This window comes from Pseudomonas sp. SYWMCR5 (genome assembly GCF_057197165.1).
This window is the reverse complement of sequence record NZ_JBXUNH010000005.1, coordinates 113,367-128,470: the sequence shown is the minus strand read 5'-3', so window position 1 is coordinate 128,470 and position 15,104 is coordinate 113,367. Positions and strand designations below refer to the sequence as shown.

The 15,104-nt window shown below is 63.1% G+C and carries 14 protein-coding genes; 5 read left to right on the top strand and 9 right to left on the bottom strand.

The window, feature by feature from the left end:
• Nucleotides 1-62: 62 nt before the first annotated feature.
• Nucleotides 63-2,255 carry a bifunctional 23S rRNA (guanine(2069)-N(7))-methyltransferase RlmK/23S rRNA (guanine(2445)-N(2))-methyltransferase RlmL gene (gene rlmKL, locus AC2CGW_RS15110; protein WP_484574245.1) on the bottom strand — a complete coding sequence of 731 codons (2,193 nt, stop codon included), beginning with the start codon at nucleotides 2,253-2,255 and terminating at the stop codon, nucleotides 63-65.
• Nucleotides 2,256-2,803: 548 nt separating this feature from the next.
• On the opposite strand from rlmKL, the gene rmf reads away from it, so the two are divergent.
• Nucleotides 2,804-3,019, top strand: a complete 216-nt coding sequence (gene rmf, locus AC2CGW_RS15105; RefSeq protein WP_080642046.1) for a ribosome modulation factor — start codon at nucleotides 2,804-2,806, stop codon at nucleotides 3,017-3,019.
• Nucleotides 3,020-3,121: 102 nt separating this feature from the next.
• Here rmf and AC2CGW_RS15100 read toward each other — a convergent pair whose 3' ends face one another.
• Nucleotides 3,122-4,144 carry a quinone-dependent dihydroorotate dehydrogenase gene (locus AC2CGW_RS15100; protein WP_484574244.1) on the bottom strand — a complete coding sequence of 341 codons (1,023 nt, stop codon included), beginning with the start codon at nucleotides 4,142-4,144 and terminating at the stop codon, nucleotides 3,122-3,124.
• A gap of 128 nt (nucleotides 4,145-4,272) precedes the next feature.
• Between AC2CGW_RS15100 and AC2CGW_RS15095 the strand changes: the two genes are divergently transcribed.
• The 4 genes from AC2CGW_RS15095 (at nucleotide 4,273) to AC2CGW_RS15080 (ending at nucleotide 9,142) form a co-directional block, all read left to right on the top strand.
• Nucleotides 4,273-5,487, top strand: coding sequence for a CmpA/NrtA family ABC transporter substrate-binding protein (locus AC2CGW_RS15095; protein ID WP_186666707.1), 1,215 nt, complete (start codon nucleotides 4,273-4,275; stop codon nucleotides 5,485-5,487).
• Nucleotides 5,488-5,498: 11 nt separating this feature from the next.
• Entirely contained in the window at nucleotides 5,499-6,074 is a 576-nt protein-coding gene (locus AC2CGW_RS15090; RefSeq protein WP_186666708.1) for an ANTAR domain-containing response regulator, read from the top strand.
• Between the two features lie 181 nt (nucleotides 6,075-6,255).
• Entirely contained in the window at nucleotides 6,256-7,467 is a 1,212-nt protein-coding gene (locus AC2CGW_RS15085) for a nitrate/nitrite transporter (protein ID WP_186666709.1), read from the top strand.
• Nucleotides 7,468-7,471: 4 nt separating this feature from the next.
• Entirely contained in the window at nucleotides 7,472-9,142 is a 1,671-nt protein-coding gene (locus AC2CGW_RS15080; RefSeq protein ID WP_411384117.1) for a bifunctional protein-serine/threonine kinase/phosphatase, read from the top strand.
• A 137-nt stretch (nucleotides 9,143-9,279) separates the two neighbouring features.
• Here the strand turns inward: AC2CGW_RS15080 and AC2CGW_RS15075 are convergent, their stop codons facing one another.
• The 7 genes from AC2CGW_RS15075 to AC2CGW_RS15045 all read right to left on the bottom strand — a co-directional run bounded on the left by AC2CGW_RS15075 (nucleotide 9,280) and on the right by AC2CGW_RS15045 (nucleotide 14,955).
• Complete coding sequence (locus tag AC2CGW_RS15075; RefSeq protein WP_186666711.1) at nucleotides 9,280-10,317, bottom strand: OmpA family protein; 1,038 nt, start codon at nucleotides 10,315-10,317, stop codon at nucleotides 9,280-9,282.
• Between the two features lie 110 nt (nucleotides 10,318-10,427).
• Nucleotides 10,428-10,994 carry an RNA polymerase sigma factor SigX gene (gene sigX / locus AC2CGW_RS15070; protein WP_054892468.1) on the bottom strand — a complete coding sequence of 189 codons (567 nt, stop codon included), beginning with the start codon at nucleotides 10,992-10,994 and terminating at the stop codon, nucleotides 10,428-10,430.
• A 113-nt stretch (nucleotides 10,995-11,107) separates the two neighbouring features.
• Nucleotides 11,108-11,932 carry a mechanosensitive ion channel family protein gene (locus AC2CGW_RS15065; protein WP_054892469.1) on the bottom strand — a complete coding sequence of 275 codons (825 nt, stop codon included), beginning with the start codon at nucleotides 11,930-11,932 and terminating at the stop codon, nucleotides 11,108-11,110.
• Between the two features lie 2 nt (nucleotides 11,933-11,934).
• A complete protein-coding gene (locus tag AC2CGW_RS15060; RefSeq protein ID WP_054892470.1) occupies nucleotides 11,935-12,189 on the bottom strand; it encodes a hypothetical protein in 255 nt (84 codons plus the stop codon).
• 98 nt (nucleotides 12,190-12,287) lie between these two features.
• Nucleotides 12,288-13,283, bottom strand: a complete 996-nt coding sequence (locus AC2CGW_RS15055; RefSeq protein WP_186666713.1) for a zinc transporter ZntB — start codon at nucleotides 13,281-13,283, stop codon at nucleotides 12,288-12,290.
• A gap of 27 nt (nucleotides 13,284-13,310) precedes the next feature.
• Nucleotides 13,311-13,802 carry a ribonuclease E activity regulator RraA gene (gene rraA / locus AC2CGW_RS15050; RefSeq protein ID WP_054892472.1) on the bottom strand — a complete coding sequence of 164 codons (492 nt, stop codon included), beginning with the start codon at nucleotides 13,800-13,802 and terminating at the stop codon, nucleotides 13,311-13,313.
• Between the two features lie 190 nt (nucleotides 13,803-13,992).
• Complete coding sequence (locus AC2CGW_RS15045) at nucleotides 13,993-14,955, bottom strand: alpha/beta fold hydrolase (RefSeq protein ID WP_186709920.1); 963 nt, start codon at nucleotides 14,953-14,955, stop codon at nucleotides 13,993-13,995.
• Between the last annotated feature and the right edge of the window lie 149 nt (nucleotides 14,956-15,104).

The window sequence follows — 15,104 nt, the reverse complement described above, 5'->3', positions numbered from 1 at the left end:
TTGTTCGGCCCTGAGCTGATTTATAGCCATTAGCCATCAGCACTGCAATGCACTTCGTCTCTTCAGCGTAGCTGCAGGCGCCAGGCCCGGTGGATACGGTTGTTGCGGGCGAAATCCGGATCCAGGGTCTGTGCGCTGATCTCTTCCACCGCATAGCGCTCGACCAAGTGCTCGTCGAGCTGGAACTTGCGGAAGTTGTTGGAGAAGTACAGCACGCCCCCCGGTGCCAGACGCGCCATGGCCAGATCGAGAAGACGCACATGGTCACGCTGCACGTCGAACACCCCCTCCATGCGTTTGGAGTTGGAGAAAGTCGGTGGGTCGATGAAGATCAGGTCGTAGCTGTCCTGGGCATTTTCCAGCCAGGCCATCACATCGCTCTGCTCCAGGCGGTTGCGCTCGGAGAAGCCATTGAGCGACAGGTTGCGCCGCGCCCAGTCCAGGTAGGTTTTCGACAGGTCGACGCTGGTGGTACTGCGCGCGCCGCCCTTGGCCGCATGCACGGTGGCGGTTGCGGTGTAGCAGAACAGGTTGAGGAAGCGCTTGCCGGCCGCTTCGCGCTGGATACGCAGGCGAATCGGGCGGTGATCGAGGAACAGGCCGGTGTCCAGGTAGTCAGTCAGGTTGACCAGCAGCTTGACGCCACCTTCACTGACTTCCTGGAAGCGCCCTTCCGTGGCCTGACGCTCATACTGGCGCGTACCGCCCTGGCGCTCGCGGCGCTTGAGCACCACGCGCTGAGGATCGACACCCAGGGCCTGGGGAATCGCCGCCAGAGCGTCGAGCAGGCGGGCCTGGGCCTTGTCCGGATCGACCGAACGCGGCGCCGCATACTCCTGGACATGTACCCAATCCTGATAGAGGTCGACCGCCAGGGCATACTCGGGCATGTCGGCATCATACAGACGGTAGCAGTCAATCTGCTCGCGGCGAGCCCACTTGCCCAGTTGCTTGAGGTTCTTCTGCAGCCGGTTGGCGAACATCTGCGCGCCTTCGGAAAGACGTGCCGGTTCATGGGCCACGGCCGGTGCCGCACGCGAGTCGCCGGCTTGATCATCGGCCGGGCGACGCTCGCCGGTCACGAACTGGTCGGGCTGGACCTTGAACAGCAACAGCTTGCACGGCAGCGCGCCGTTCCAGAACGCATATTGCTTGTGGCTGCGGATGCCCATGCGCTTGCCCAGCTCGGGTGCGCCGGTGAACACCGCCGCCTCCCAGCCCATGCAGGCCTGGCGCAGGCGTTCGCCGAGGTTCTGGTAGAGGTACAGCAGGCTCGCCTCGTCTCCCAGGCGCTCGCCATAGGGCGGGTTGCTGATGACCAGGCCTTTCTGGTTCTGGTCCGGGCGCGGCTCGAAGCTGGCGACTTCGCCCTGGTAGATCTTCACCCAGTCCCCCAGGCCTGCGCGCTCGACGTTGTTGCGTCCGGGCTGAATCAACCGCGGGTCAGCCTCATAGCCGCGAATCCACAACGGCGGCTTGGCCAGGCCCGCCTGAGCACGGGCCTGGGCCTCGCCGTGCACCTTGCGCCACAGCGCCGGGACATGGCCCTGCCAGGCACTGAAGCCCCAACGCTCGCGCTTGAGATTCGGTGCAATATCGGCGGCAATCATTGCAGCTTCGACGAGGAAGGTCCCGACACCGCACATAGGGTCTGCCAACGCGCCGCCCTCGGCGGCAATACGCGGCCAACCGGCGCGAATCAGCACCGCAGCAGCCAGGTTTTCCTTGAGCGGCGCAGCACCTTGCTGCAGGCGATAGCCGCGCTGGTGCAGGCTGTGGCCGGAAAGGTCGATGGACAGGATGGCCTCGCCACGGTCCAGGCGCAGGTGCACACGCAGGTCGGGGTCGATCTTGTCCACCGACGGGCGCTGGCCTTCACGGTTGCGCAGCTTGTCGACAATCGCGTCCTTGACCTTGAGCGCGCCAAAGTGAGTGTTGTCGATACCCGATCCATGGCCACTGAACTCGACCGCCAGGGTGCCGTCGGCGGCCAGGTGGTCCTGCCAGTCGACACCGTGCACGCCATCATAGAGATCATCGGCGTTCTTCATGGCAAAGCGCTTGACCACCAACAGCACGCGGTTGGCCAAGCGTGACCAGAGACACAGCCGGTAGGCGGTTTCCATGTCGGCCGCGCCGCGGATTGCCGAGGTATGCTCGCGCACATCGGCCAGGCCCAGGCCGCGGGCTTCTTCCGCCAGCAGCCCTTCCAGGCCTTTGGGGCAGGTGAGATAGAGTTCGAATGAGTCCGACATGTAGATTCCAGAGCCTCTGGGCTGTGTGCTGGCAACGCGACGCATCGCTGTTGCCTGAGTTTGCCGGATACCCTTCCAGCAGGTATCCGGGTGGCGTGCCGATCATTCGGCAAACCCGGCCACCCGATCGACAACCGACGCCGGGTGGCGCAAAAGGGTTTGATCGTCGGGCAGTGTGAAAATTTCGTCTAACGAAGGCATCGGTGTGACCCTTCGTCGCATTACCAGATGTTGCGTCAGTTCGATGGCGCCAATGGCCAAATGATTTCAACCACCAGCAAACCCTCATCATAGCGGGACAAAACCTAAACAAGGTTGAGTCGCATTTATTTACTTATCCCCTCACCCCTGGAAAGGTTACGTCCTTATGACAAATTGATCATTCACACTGTGACTCGCATTGGTTAGAACTGACCTCAGGCCGCCTCGCAACGGGACGGCACTTTCAGCTCGCCACGCCGGCAGCGAGCGCAAACCGGCAGAAAGATTCTGCCCGGCCTCGGAGAGGCCGACGGGACATTACAGTCAACAAGTGAGGGCAACACCCTATGAGAAGACTTAAGCGTGATCCGTTGGAAAGAGCATATTCACGTGGCTACCAATACGGGGTAACCGGCAAATCCCGCGAACTTTGCCCCTTCAATCTGCCATCCGTTCGCCAGGCATGGATCAACGGTTGGCGTGAAGGTCGCGGCGACAACTGGGACGGCATGACCGGCACCGCTGGCATCCAGAGACTCAACGAAAATCACGCCGTTGGCTGAACGAGGACACTGAATTCGAGTCACCATGCACGCCCCATCCGGGCGGCGGGCTAAGGCCCAGGGGCCCCTTCAAGGGGCCCTTTTTATTGGGCCGCGTCTTTGTTAGCGGGGCAGCGCGGCAATCGCATCGACTGCCTCGCGGATCAGTGCCGGGCCTTTGTAGATGAAGCCCGAATAGATCTGCACCAGGCTCGCACCGGCTGCGATCTTCTCCGCAGCATGGCGCCCTTCGGTGATCCCGCCCGCCGCGATGATCGGCAACTTGCCGCCCAGTTCAGCAGCCAGCACCTTGACGATGTGAGTGCTCTTCTCCAGCACCGGCGCTCCGGAAAGCCCACCCGCCTCGCCCCCGAACGGCAGCCCCTCGACCCCTTCGCGCCCCAAAGTGGTATTGGTCGCGATTACCGCATCCATGCCCGACTCGACCAGGGCTGCCGCCACCAGCGCGGTTTCCTCATCGCTCATGTCCGGTGCAATCTTGATCGCCAGCGGCACGCGTTTGCCGTGCTCGCTCGCCAGCTGTTCGCGACGCTCGGCCAACGCGTCGAGCAGTTGCTTGAGCGAATCACCAAATTGCAGGCTGCGCAGGCCGGGAGTGTTGGGCGAGCTGACGTTGACCGTGATGTAGCTGGCCTGGGTGTAGACTTTTTCCAGGCAGATCAGGTAGTCGTCCTGGGCACGCTCGACCGGCGTGTCGAAATTCTTACCGATGTTGATGCCCAGCACCCCGCCATAACGCGCCGCGCGCACCCGTTCCAGCAGGTGATCCACACCCAGGTTGTTGAAGCCCATGCGGTTGATGATCGCAGTCGCTTCCGGCAGGCGGAACAACCGTGGCTTCGGATTGCCAGGCTGTGGTCGCGGGGTGACAGTGCCGATCTCGACGAAGCCGAAGCCCAGCTGGGCGAAGCCATCGATGGCCGCGCCGTTCTTGTCCAGGCCTGCGGCAAGGCCCACGGGGTTGGCAAAGTTCAAGCCCATGACGGTCACCGGCACCGAGGCCGGACGCTTGCACAGCAGGCCATTGAGACCAAGGCGGCCACCGGCGCCGATGAGGTCGAGCGACAGGTCGTGGGAGGTTTCCGGGGAGAGCTTGAACAGCAGCTGGCGGGCCAGGGTATACATGGGCAGGCAGGACTCGGGGGTGAGTGAGGGATGCGATTATAGCCAGCGCGCCGTCCGCGCGACAGGGCCTTGGCACATGGGTTGCTTCGAAGCGCTGGCAACCCGATCGGTACGGGTGAGGATATTTCGTGAACACAGCCCCTCCGACAACACCCTTGGCCTGGGTCAACGGCAGCGATGCACCCGAGAAACCCAGCCTGAACATCGGTTTCATGGCCCTGACCGACTGCGCCTCGGTGGTGGTCGCGGCCACGCAGGGCTTCGCACAACTCCAGGGTCTGACCCTCAATCTGCAGCGTCAGGCTTCCTGGGCCGGCACCCGAGACAAACTCGCCAGCGGCGAACTGGATGCTGCCCACTGCCTGTATGGGCTGGTCTACGCCATGCACCTGGGCATGGGCGGTGTCGCGGCCAACGATATGGCGGTGCTCATGGGCCTGAACCAGAATGCCCAGGCGATCAACCTTTCCCCCGCGTTGCAGCGCAAGGGCGTGACCAGCCCTGAAGCACTGGCGCGACTGGTGCACCAGCATGGCGCACGCCTGACCTTCGCCCAGACGTTTCCCACTGGCACCCATGCCATGTGGCTGTACTACTGGCTGGCCAGCCAGGGCATCCACCCGCTGCACGATGTCGACAGCGTGGTGGTGCCACCGGCACAGATGGTCGCGCACCTGCAGGCCGGGCGCATTGACGGCTTCTGTGCTGGCGAACCCTGGTCGGCAGACGCCGTGGCACAGGACCAGGGCTTCACCCTGGCCACCAGTCAATCGATCTGGCCGGACCATCCGGAAAAGGTCCTGGCCAGCACCCGCGCCTTCGTCGAGCACTACCCCAACAGCGCCCGCGCGCTGGTCAAGGCGATACTCGCCGCCAGCCGCTTCATCGAGCAAAGCCCGGAAAATCGCCGGGGCACGGCGCAACTGCTCAGCGGCAGGGCCTACCTGGATACGCCAGCCAGCAACATCGAGCCACGCCTGCTCGGCGACTACCACGACGGGCTGGGCAATCGATGGCAGGATCGTCACGCCCTGCGCGTGCATGACCAAGGTCGGGCGAACCTGCCCTATCTGTCCGACGGCATGTGGTTCATGACCCAATTCCGCCGCTGGGGCCTGCTGCGCGAGGACCCGGACTACCTGGCAGTGGCCTCTCGCGTACAGCAACTGACGCTGTACCGCGAAGCAGCCCAGGCCGTGGGCGTGTCCTGCGCCGACGCACCGATGCGCAGCAGCCTGCTGATCGACGGCATCCGCTGGGACGGCAGCGATCCCCATGCCTATGCCCGCAGTTTCCGCCTGCACGCTCTGGATGATGCCCCGCACGTGCGGGTTGGTTCGTGAAGGTGGCCACCATGCTGCGTGTTCTGCTGATCGATGATACCGAGAAGAAGGTTGGCCGCCTCAAGGCTGCCTTGATCGAATCTGGCTTCGATGTGATCGAGGCGCCGGGGCTGACCATCGACCTGCCCAGCTGCGTCGAAACGGTGCGTCCGGATGTTGTGCTGATCGATACCGAGTCACCGGGTCGCGATGTGATGGAGCAGGTGGTGCTGGTCAGCCGGGATCAGCCACGGCCAATCGTACTGTTTACCGACGAGCATGATCCGGGGGTGATGCGCCAGGCGATCCAGGCCGGCGTCAGCGCCTACATCGTCGAAGGCATCCATGCGGCGCGCCTGCAGCCGATTCTCGACGTGGCCATGGCTCGCTTCGAGAGCGACCAGGCGCTCAAGGCGCAACTGCTGGCTCGCGACCAGCAACTGGCCGAACGCAAGCGCATCGAACAGGCCAAGGGCCTGCTGATGAAGATGAAAGACTGCAATGAAGAGCAGGCCTACACCCTGATGCGTCGCCAGGCCATGAGCCGCCAGCAGAAGTTGATTCAGGTGGCAGAGCAGATCATCGCCATGTCCGAAATGCTTGGCTGAGTCGATGTTGGCCCGGCTCTTGCTCAGCCAATACCACAGGTAGCCAACGGCGGTTGCCACATCATCCCGACAAAGACGTCGCTCTCCCCTCCACCCTGGTGGATCGGGTAGCGACGTCTTTTTCGTTTCCGCCCTGCGCAGGCAGGGCATGACAACCGTTGCAAGCTGCGCGAGGTGTTCAATGAATACGAGCTTCTGGAAATCCGGGCATGTGCCTACGCTGTTTGCCGCCTTCCTCTACTTCGACCTGAGCTTCATGGTCTGGTACCTGCTGGGTCCCTTGGCGGTGCAGATCTCCGCCGACCTGCAACTGAGTGCGCAGCAACGGGGCCTGATGGTCGCAACGCCCATTCTGGCCGGTGCCGTATTGCGCTTTATCATGGGCATGCTGGTCGACCGCCTGTCACCCAAGACTGCCGGCCTGATTGGGCAGGTGGTCGTGATCGTCGCCCTGGCCTGTGCCTGGTTCATGGGCGTTCACAGTTACGAACAAGCGTTGCTGCTGGGCGTGTTCCTCGGCGTTGCAGGCGCCTCGTTCGCCGTGTCGCTGCCGTTGGCGTCGCAGTGGTACCCGCCCCAGCACCAAGGCAAGGCCATGGGCATCGCCGGTGCGGGCAACTCCGGGACGGTGTTCGCCGCCCTGCTCGCCCCGGTGCTGGCCGCAAGCTTTGGCTGGAACAACGTGTTCGGTTTCGCCGTCATCCCGCTGGTGATCACCCTCGTGGCCTTTGCACTGCTGGCACGCAATGCCCCGCAGCGCCCCAAGCCCAAGGCCATGGCCGACTATTTCAAGGCCTTGGGCGACCGTGACAGCTGGTGGTTCATGTTTTTCTACAGTGTCACCTTCGGTGGATTCATCGGCCTGGCCAGCGCCCTGCCGGGCTACTTCAGCGACCAGTATGGCCTGAGCCCGATCACCGCAGGCTACTACACGGCAGCCTGCGTGTTCGCCGGCAGCCTCATGCGTCCGCTGGGTGGTGCCCTCGCCGACCGTTTCGGTGGCATCCGCACCTTGCTCGGGATGTACAGTGTGGCAGCGGTGTGCATCGCTGCAGTCGGCTTCAACCTGCCCAGCGCCGCAGCAGCCCTGGCCCTGTTCGTCAGCGCCATGCTTGGCCTGGGCGCTGGCAATGGCGCGGTGTTCCAGTTGGTGCCGCAACGCTTCCGCCAGGAAATCGGTGTCATGACCGGCCTGATCGGCATGGCCGGTGGCATCGGCGGCTTCCTGCTGGCGGCAGGCCTGGGTGCAATCAAGCAGCACACCGGCGACTATCAACTTGGCCTGTGGCTGTTCGCCAGCCTGGGGTTGCTGGCCTGGTTCGGCCTGTATGGGGTCAAGCGTCGCTGGCGCACCACCTGGGGTTCGGCTGCCGTGACGGCCGCGCGGGTCTGACCCCATGAGCTTGCAACTGGCGTTCGCCCAGGCCAGCGCCACCGGCCCGCGCCCGGAAAACCAGGACGCTCTGCGCCTGGTCACCCCGGCTGCAGAGCTGGCCGCCAGCAAGGGCTACCTGTTCGCCCTCGCCGACGGCGTCAGCCAGTGCGCCGATGGTGGCCTGGCGGCCAGGGCCAGCCTGCAGGCCTTGGCACTGGACTACTATTCCACTCCCGCCACCTGGGGTGTGGCCCAGGCCCTGGATCGCCTGCTGCTGGCGCAGAACCGCTGGCTGCGCGCCCAGGGCAACGGCCAGCCGCTGATGACCACGCTGACCGCCCTGGTGCTGCGCGGCAAGCGGTTCACCCTCGCCCATGTCGGCGACTGCCGCGCCTACCGCTGGCACGACGGTCGCCTGTCGTGCCTGAGCGATGACCATGTCTGGGACCAGCCAGGAATGCATCATGTGCTCAAGCGCGCCTTGGGTCTGGACCAGCACCTGTTGGTCGATTACCGGGAAGGCGAACTGCAGCCGGGCGAGTGCTTCGTGCTGCTCAGCGATGGTGTCTGGTCGAGCCTGAGCGATCAGCAGATCCAGTCGATCCTGCGCGAGCAGCCTGACCTGCAGGTGGCCGCCGATACCCTGGTCGCCAGCGCGCACCTTTGCGGCAGCCAGGACAACGCCAGCGCGTTGCTGGTCAGGGTCGAACAGCCGGGCTCGGCGAATCTGGGCGATACCCTTGCGCAGTTGCAGGAATGGCCGATACCGAACGCCCTGCGTACGGGCCAGCGCATCGATGGCTGGTGTGTCGAAGGGCTGCTCGCCCAGAGCCGGCAATCACTGCTCTACCGGGTCAAGGATACCCAGGGCCAGGCATGGCTGCTCAAGACCCTTCCACCGGCGCGCGAAACCGATCAGGGCGCTGCTCAGCGGCTGCTGCTCGAAGAGTGGTTTCTGCGCCGGGTCGCTGGCCGACACTTCCCTGAGGTGCATGCCGCCAGCCAGCGCCAGCACCTGTACTACCTCATGCGCCAGTATCCGGGCCAGACGCTTGCCAGCCTGTTCGCCGAACATGGGCCCTTGCCACTGCCCCAATGGCTGGAGCTGACACGCCAACTGCTGCAGGCAGTGGGCGTGCTGCACCGGCGCAACCTGCTGCACCGCGACATCAAGCCGGAAAACCTGCATCTAGGGGCGGATGGCCAACTACGCGTGCTGGATTTCGGCCTGGCGTACTGCCCGGGCCTGTCAGAGGATCAGCCGCACGATCTGCCCGGCACCCCCTCGTTCATTGCCCCGGAAGCCTTCGATGGCGAGCCGCCGACAGCCCGCCAGGATCTCTACGCCGCTGGCGTGACGTTGTACTACCTGCTGACCGGGCACTACCCCTACGGTGAAATCGAGGCGTTCCAGCGCCCACGCTTCAGTACGCCGGTCAATGCTGCGCGCTATCGCCCCGACCTGCCTGAATGGTTGCAGCGTAGCCTGGAAAAGGCTGTCTCGGTGGACCCTGCACAACGTTTCGAGACCGCCGAACAATGGTTGCTGCTGCTCGAACGCGGTGACCGCCAGGAGTTGGCCATGCGCCCTCGCCCCCTGCTGGAGCGCGAGCCGCTGAAAGTCTGGCGAACCTTGGCGCTGCTGTCGATGGTGTTGAACCTGGTGCTGCTGTACATCGTGCTTAAAGGGTAAGCCTGGGCGGGATTCTTCGCGGGCAAGCCCGCTCCTGCAAATGCAGGGCACCGAGATGCAGGCCCGTTTGGCATACCCAAATTCCAGGCAAAGAAAAACCCGGCCGAGGCCGGGTTTTTCGTGAAGCATCAAACCAATTACTTGGCCTGGGCTTCTACCTGAGCTTCTACGCGACGGTTAACGGCGCGGCCAGCTTCGGTGGCGTTGTCAGCAACTGGACGGGTCTCACCGTAGCCAACCGAGTCAACACGGTTGGATTCGATGCCGTACTGCTGGGTCAGAACCTGCTTGACAGCATTGGCACGACGCTCGGACAGCTTCTGGTTGTAAGCGTCTGGACCTACGGAGTCAGTGTGACCTTCAACCACGGTGGTGGTTTGTGGGTACTGCTTCATGAAGTCAGCCAGGTTCTTGATGTCGCCGTAGCTGTTAGGCTTGACGACCGACTTGTCGAAGTCGAACTTCACGTCCAGCTCAACGCGGACGTTTTCAGCGGCAGCCGGGCAGCCGTCGGCGTCAACGGTGACGTTGGCCGGGGTGTCAGGGCACTTGTCGACGTTGTCGCAGACGCCGTCGTTGTCGCTGTCGGTGCAGACTTCGGCAACCGGAGCAGGAGCAGGAGCTGCGGACTGCTTCGGGCTACCGCCGAAGTTCAGGCCAACGCCGACGCTCGGTGCCCACTCGGTGTCACCTTTGTCGATGTTGTACTGGGCTTCAACGCCGGCACGGGCGTAGAACATGTCGGTGATGTACCACTTGGCGCCAGCGCCAACGTTGGCGAAGGTGGAGTGGTCACGACCGCCACGGCCGGTCTGGCCCAGCGACTGGTGGGAGAAACCAGCCGAAACGTACGGACGGATAGCGTCGTATGGGTTGTTGAAGTGGTAAACGGCATCCAGGGCAGTGTTCGAGCCCTTGATGTTCTTGCCGTCGTCGCCACGAGCGTTGTGAACTTCGTCGTAGCCCAGACGCAGTTCAACGTCGTCGGTCAGGAAGTAACCGATCGAGCCGCCGAACAGGTTGCCGTCGTTCTTGAAGTCGCGCTGGCTGTCGAAGAACTCCTTCTTGTAGAAGATCTCGGTTTCGACGGCGCCTTGGCCTTGTGCCATAGCGCCAATCGAGGTGGCGGCTACGAGCGAACCAATGGCCAAGCCCAAGGTGTTTTTCAATTTCATCCGTTAAATCCCCATCTGGTGATAGTTAAGCCGCCCCACCAAAAACCGGGGGACAACTCGACGGCAAGTCTAGCAGACCTTGCCGATTCGTTTGAGCCATTTGCGTAGGACTAAGTTTCAGCCGAGTCCGCAAATTTCTCACGAAGCTTGTCGAGCGCACGCTTGTAACGCATTTTCGTGGCGCTCAGGCCCATGTGCATGATGTCGGCGATCTCCTGAAACTCCAGCTCTGCGACAAAACGTAGCACCAGAATTTCCCGGTCGATCGGGTTCACATACACCAGCCATTTATCCAGCCCGCCTTTTTCTTCCGGTTTCGGAGCCTTGTCCTCGGACGCCTCTTCGACGGGGTCCAGGCTCAGGGCATCCATCAACCTTCTCTTGCGACGCTCCTTGCGGTACTGGGTGATACATTCGTTGTAGGTGATGCTGTAGAGCCAGGTCTTGAACTTCGATTTGCCCTCGAAATTCTTCAGGCCGTACAACACTTTCAGCATGACCTCCTGACAGACATCGTCAGCATCCCGATCGTTCCCCAGATAACGTGCACAGACGTTGAACAGGGTCCGTTGGTAGCGCCGCATGAGCTCCTCATAGGCGCGGGTAACATGAAACAGCTCCTCATGCGAACGCGCCACCAACTCCTCGTCGGTGAGCTCGCGGGGGTCGTAACGCATGGGCGGCGAATAGACTTTATTCAAAACGGATCTGGCCGACAGTCAGGTCAATGTCGCCGCTCAGCCCCTGGGGCCGATTTTTGCGGCGGCATACATTAACAGCTTTTGTGCGGTTAGCGGCTATTGACACGCTGCTCAAGCAGCACTCGATTAGACAGCGATACCAGTTCGCCATCATCGGTCAGCAGCGTCGTCTTGACCGTTCCGATCTCTTCGATATGCCCTTCGACCTCTCCAATCCGCACCTGCTGGCCGACCTGATACAACTCGCGCACGTAGATCCCGGCAAGGATCTGCCCGGCGATTTCCCGGCTGCCCAGGCCCATTGCCAGGGCCACGGCCAGACCAACGGTAATCAGCCCGATGACGATCACATGGTTGAGCAGGTCGGTCTTGACCTCGAGCTGGCTGATCGCCACCGAGATCGCGATGATGATGACCAGCCCCTGGGCGATGCGCCCGACGCCCGCTGCGTACTCCAGGCCGATGCCTTCGGCAGCGCCGCGCACCAGGCCGTTGACCAGCTGTGCCAGCAATACGCCGGCCAGCAGTACCAGCGCCGCGCCAAACACCTTGGGCAGGTACAGGGCAAGCATGTCGAGGGTGGCGGAGACCCGCTCCAGGCCCAGCGATTCTGCGGCCGAAACCAGGAAGATCAGCAGGATGAACCAGTAGACGATCTTGCCGATCAGCGTCGAGATCGGTACCTGGATACCGACCCGGCCGAGCATCTTGGTCAGCCCGGTCCCGCTCATCAGGCGGTCGAGGCCGAACTTGGCGAGCAGCTTGGACAGCAGTGTGTCGAGCAGCTTGGCCACCACGAAACCGAGCAGCACCACGACCAGCGCGCCGAACAGGTTGGGGATGAAGTTCGCCACCTTGGTCCAAAGGGCAGTCATGGCGGTGACCAGGCTCTGGGTCCAGAGATCGAGTTCCATATTCAATCGGCCTTATCAGCTTTCTGTCTGCCTGCGGCAGGGGTACGGCGCACCGGCGCGACATGCGCCGAGCCATTGTTGACAGCGATCAGCAGCGCCTGGCTCCAGCGGCCCAGCAGGCTGAACAGATCGCCCGCGCCAACCTGACGGTTGGCGGTTTTGAGCACGCGACCCAGGCAGGCGTCGTCGTCTCGGTCATGGCCGGACGGCGACGCCTTGAGCAGGTCGCGCAGGGATTCTTCAAACGGATCGTGCATGGGCACCTCGCGTGATGTCAGTCAAAGACGAGGGCTCTGGCCGACGGGTCACACAGGGATATGGGACGAATGTTTCAAAATACATACGTGATCGTCGCTCAGACCCAGCGCAACTTGCGCAACAACCACCATTGCCCTGCGGCCAGGCCCAACACCACCAGGCAGGCGAACAGGAAGCCATAGGGGTTCTCGGCCCCCGGAATACCACCGACATTGATGCCGAGCAGGCCGGTGATGAAGCTCATCGGCAGGAAGATGCAGGTGATGATGCCGAAGCGGTACATGGTCCGGTTCATCCGCTCGCTGCGCCGCCGGTCCTCGCCTTCCAGCACCAGCGCAGCGCGCTCTCGCGCCAGTTCCAGCTCCTCGAGATAACGGATCAGGCTGTTGTTCAGCTCGTTCCAGTAATCGGCGTCGGCGTCGGCGAACCAGCTCCACTTGTTGCGCGAAAGCTGGGCATAGATATCACGCTGTGGCGCCAGGAAGCGACGCAGCCCGGCGGCACGACGGCGGATCTGCTGCAGATTGCCCTGGGCCGGACTATACCGTTCGTCGGATTCTACCTTCTCTTCCTCGAGATCGACCGCTTCGGACAGGTCGCTGACCAGTGCCTGGACCTTTTCGGTCAACAGTTCACCCATCAGCAACAGCAATTCGGAGGCCGATTTCGGCCCCCTGCCCTCATCCAGTTGCTGCAGGATCTCGTCGCTCGCGCGCAAAGGCCTCAGGCGCAGCGAAATGACGCGACGCGCTTCGGCGAAGATGCGCACCGAAACCATGTCTTCCGGCTCTGCGCCAGGGTTGAGGTTGACCCCGCGCAAAAACAGCAGCAACTGCTCGTTGGCCAGCGGCAGCAGGCGTGGGCGAGTGTTCTCCTCGAGCAGCAGATCGCAGGCGAACTCGCTCAGGCCGCTGTCGTGCAGCAGCCAGGTGCGGGTTTGCGGATGACTGCGATCCCAGTGCAGCCAGAGGCTCTCTTGCGCCTGCAATTGCAGGTTGTCCAACTCGGTACGGGCAATGGCGCGCGCGCCGCCCTTGCCGTCGAGCACCAGGGCATGGACCAGCCCCCACTGCGCGTTGTCTTCCTCGAACATCAATGCTCCATCAGCGCGCGCGGCGCATCACTCCGGCATCTTCAGGGGGCTCGGCGAGACGATCACGCCATTGTTGTCGGCGTAGATGTATTCGCCGGGACGGAAAGTGACGCCGGCAAAGCTGACCACCACATCGAGGTCGCCAATGCCGCGCTTGTCGGTCTTCATCGGATGACTGGCCAGGGCCTGCACGCCGACATCGGTCTGCACCAGCACATCCACGTCACGCACACAGCCGTAGATCACCAGGCCTTCCCAGCCATTCTTCGCTGCTTTCTCGGCGAGCATGTCGCCCAGCAGCGCACGGCGCAGCGATCCGCCGCCATCGACCACCAGGACCTTGCCCTTGCCGTCGAGCTCGACCTGCTCCTTGACCAGGGAATTGTCTTCGAAGCACTTGATGGTGACGATCTGGCCGCCGAAAGAGTCGCGGCCGCCGAAATTGCTGAACATCGGCTCCAGCACCTGGACCAGGTCCGGGTAGGCGTCGCACAGGTCGGGCGTTACGTAATGCTGCATGGGAAGCTCCTGTCAGTCACAACGAAAGCGGGTATCGGGCAAGGCTACACCCTGAAGGCCATTGCAGTCATCCGCGAGTTCGGTGGTGCGGCATTCGCGGGCAAGCCCGCTCCTACAGGCCTCCCACAACCCTGGAGAACCGGCCACTGACAGCATGTGGGAGCGGGCTTGCCCGCGAATGGTCGCTCATTCAACCTTCTTGGACGGGCGCCTGGGGATCGCTCAACCAGCGCGCCACCAGCGGCCAGACCTGCGCCTGCGCGGCCTTGCTCACCAGCATGTCGACATGCCCAAAGGCCTCGAAGCCTTCTTCACGGCCCAGGCGCAGGAACTGCTTGCACTCGCCGCCCCACTGTTCGAACAGTTTGCGACAGGCCCATACCGGATCCTGGAAATCTGCCGCGCCAGCCACTGCCAGCAGCGGCGCCTCGACCTGCGACAGCCCAGCCCACCAATCCTGGCCCTTGACCCCGAAACGCCCGAACAGCCCATGCCAGCGCAGGCTTTCCAGCGCCAGCCCGATCGGTTCGTCTTCCGGCCCACGCTTGAGGCGCGGCCCGGAGAGCTGTGCGAAGCGCTTGACCAGCAGACGTGCGCCCCAGGCAACCGGTGGCACTTTCAGCGGCCAGTACACACGACTGACCTGAGTGCCGAACAAGGCCACGCTGGCCACACCGACACTGTCCAGGTAGCCGCCGCCGAGCGCCGCCACCAGTGTGGTGCCACCCAGTGAATGGCCAATCCAGTGCGGTGCCTGCCCTGCCATTTCCTGGACAAAGGCCCCGATCACCGGCAGATCGAAACGCGCATAGTCCGCCACGGTGTTCTGCCGCCACTGGCGGTTGCGCGGCGACAGCCCGTGGCCACGCATTTCCGGGATCCACACATCGAAACCGGCACGCGCCAGGAACGCCCCCAGGCCAATGCCCTTGGGCGAATACCAGAAGCGGCGGTTGGAGAAACTGCCATGCAGGAGGATCACCGGCACGCCTGGAGTGGAAGGCTGATCGGCCAGCCCGAGGCGGGTCAGCGCCAGCTCGACACTGGCGTCGGGGCTGTTGCCGGCCTTGATTCGGTAGACATCTTCGCTGAGGTCGCCACGGCGCTCGGCACTGAGCAGGGCCACGGGAAAAAGGGTGCTGCTGCTTTGCATGGATTCACAAAATGAAAAGGGGAAACAGGATGGGGAAACTGCCACGCTGAATTTGGGGCTTCAGCGCATTCGCGGGCAAACCCGCTGCCACCGAACTCGGTGGCAGCGGGTTTGCCCGCGAAGAGGCAGATGCACGGAGCGCGTCAGGA

Bases quoted from the DNA above. Each gene is read 5' to 3' on its own strand.
- AC2CGW_RS15065 (WP_054892469.1), bottom strand. From the start codon at position 11,932: ATGGAACTCGATCTCTGGACCCAGAGCCTGGTCACCGCCATGACTGCC.
- AC2CGW_RS15100 (WP_484574244.1), bottom strand. From the start codon at position 4,144: ATGTATACCCTGGCCCGCCAGCTGCTGTTCAAGCTCTCCCCGGAAACC.
- AC2CGW_RS15085 (WP_186666709.1), top strand. From the start codon at position 6,256: ATGAATACGAGCTTCTGGAAATCCGGGCATGTGCCTACGCTGTTTGCC.
- rlmKL (WP_484574245.1), bottom strand. From the start codon at position 2,255: ATGTCGGACTCATTCGAACTCTATCTCACCTGCCCCAAAGGCCTGGAA.
- AC2CGW_RS15055 (WP_186666713.1), bottom strand. From the start codon at position 13,283: ATGTTCGAGGAAGACAACGCGCAGTGGGGGCTGGTCCATGCCCTGGTG.
- AC2CGW_RS15060 (WP_054892470.1), bottom strand. From the start codon at position 12,189: ATGCACGATCCGTTTGAAGAATCCCTGCGCGACCTGCTCAAGGCGTCG.
- AC2CGW_RS15080 (WP_411384117.1), top strand. From the start codon at position 7,472: ATGAGCTTGCAACTGGCGTTCGCCCAGGCCAGCGCCACCGGCCCGCGC.
- rmf (WP_080642046.1), top strand. From the start codon at position 2,804: ATGAGAAGACTTAAGCGTGATCCGTTGGAAAGAGCATATTCACGTGGC.
- AC2CGW_RS15090 (WP_186666708.1), top strand. From the start codon at position 5,499: ATGCTGCGTGTTCTGCTGATCGATGATACCGAGAAGAAGGTTGGCCGC.
- AC2CGW_RS15045 (WP_186709920.1), bottom strand. From the start codon at position 14,955: ATGCAAAGCAGCAGCACCCTTTTTCCCGTGGCCCTGCTCAGTGCCGAG.
- rraA (WP_054892472.1), bottom strand. From the start codon at position 13,802: ATGCAGCATTACGTAACGCCCGACCTGTGCGACGCCTACCCGGACCTG.
- sigX (WP_054892468.1), bottom strand. From the start codon at position 10,994: ATGCGTTACGACCCCCGCGAGCTCACCGACGAGGAGTTGGTGGCGCGT.
- AC2CGW_RS15075 (WP_186666711.1), bottom strand. From the start codon at position 10,317: ATGAAATTGAAAAACACCTTGGGCTTGGCCATTGGTTCGCTCGTAGCC.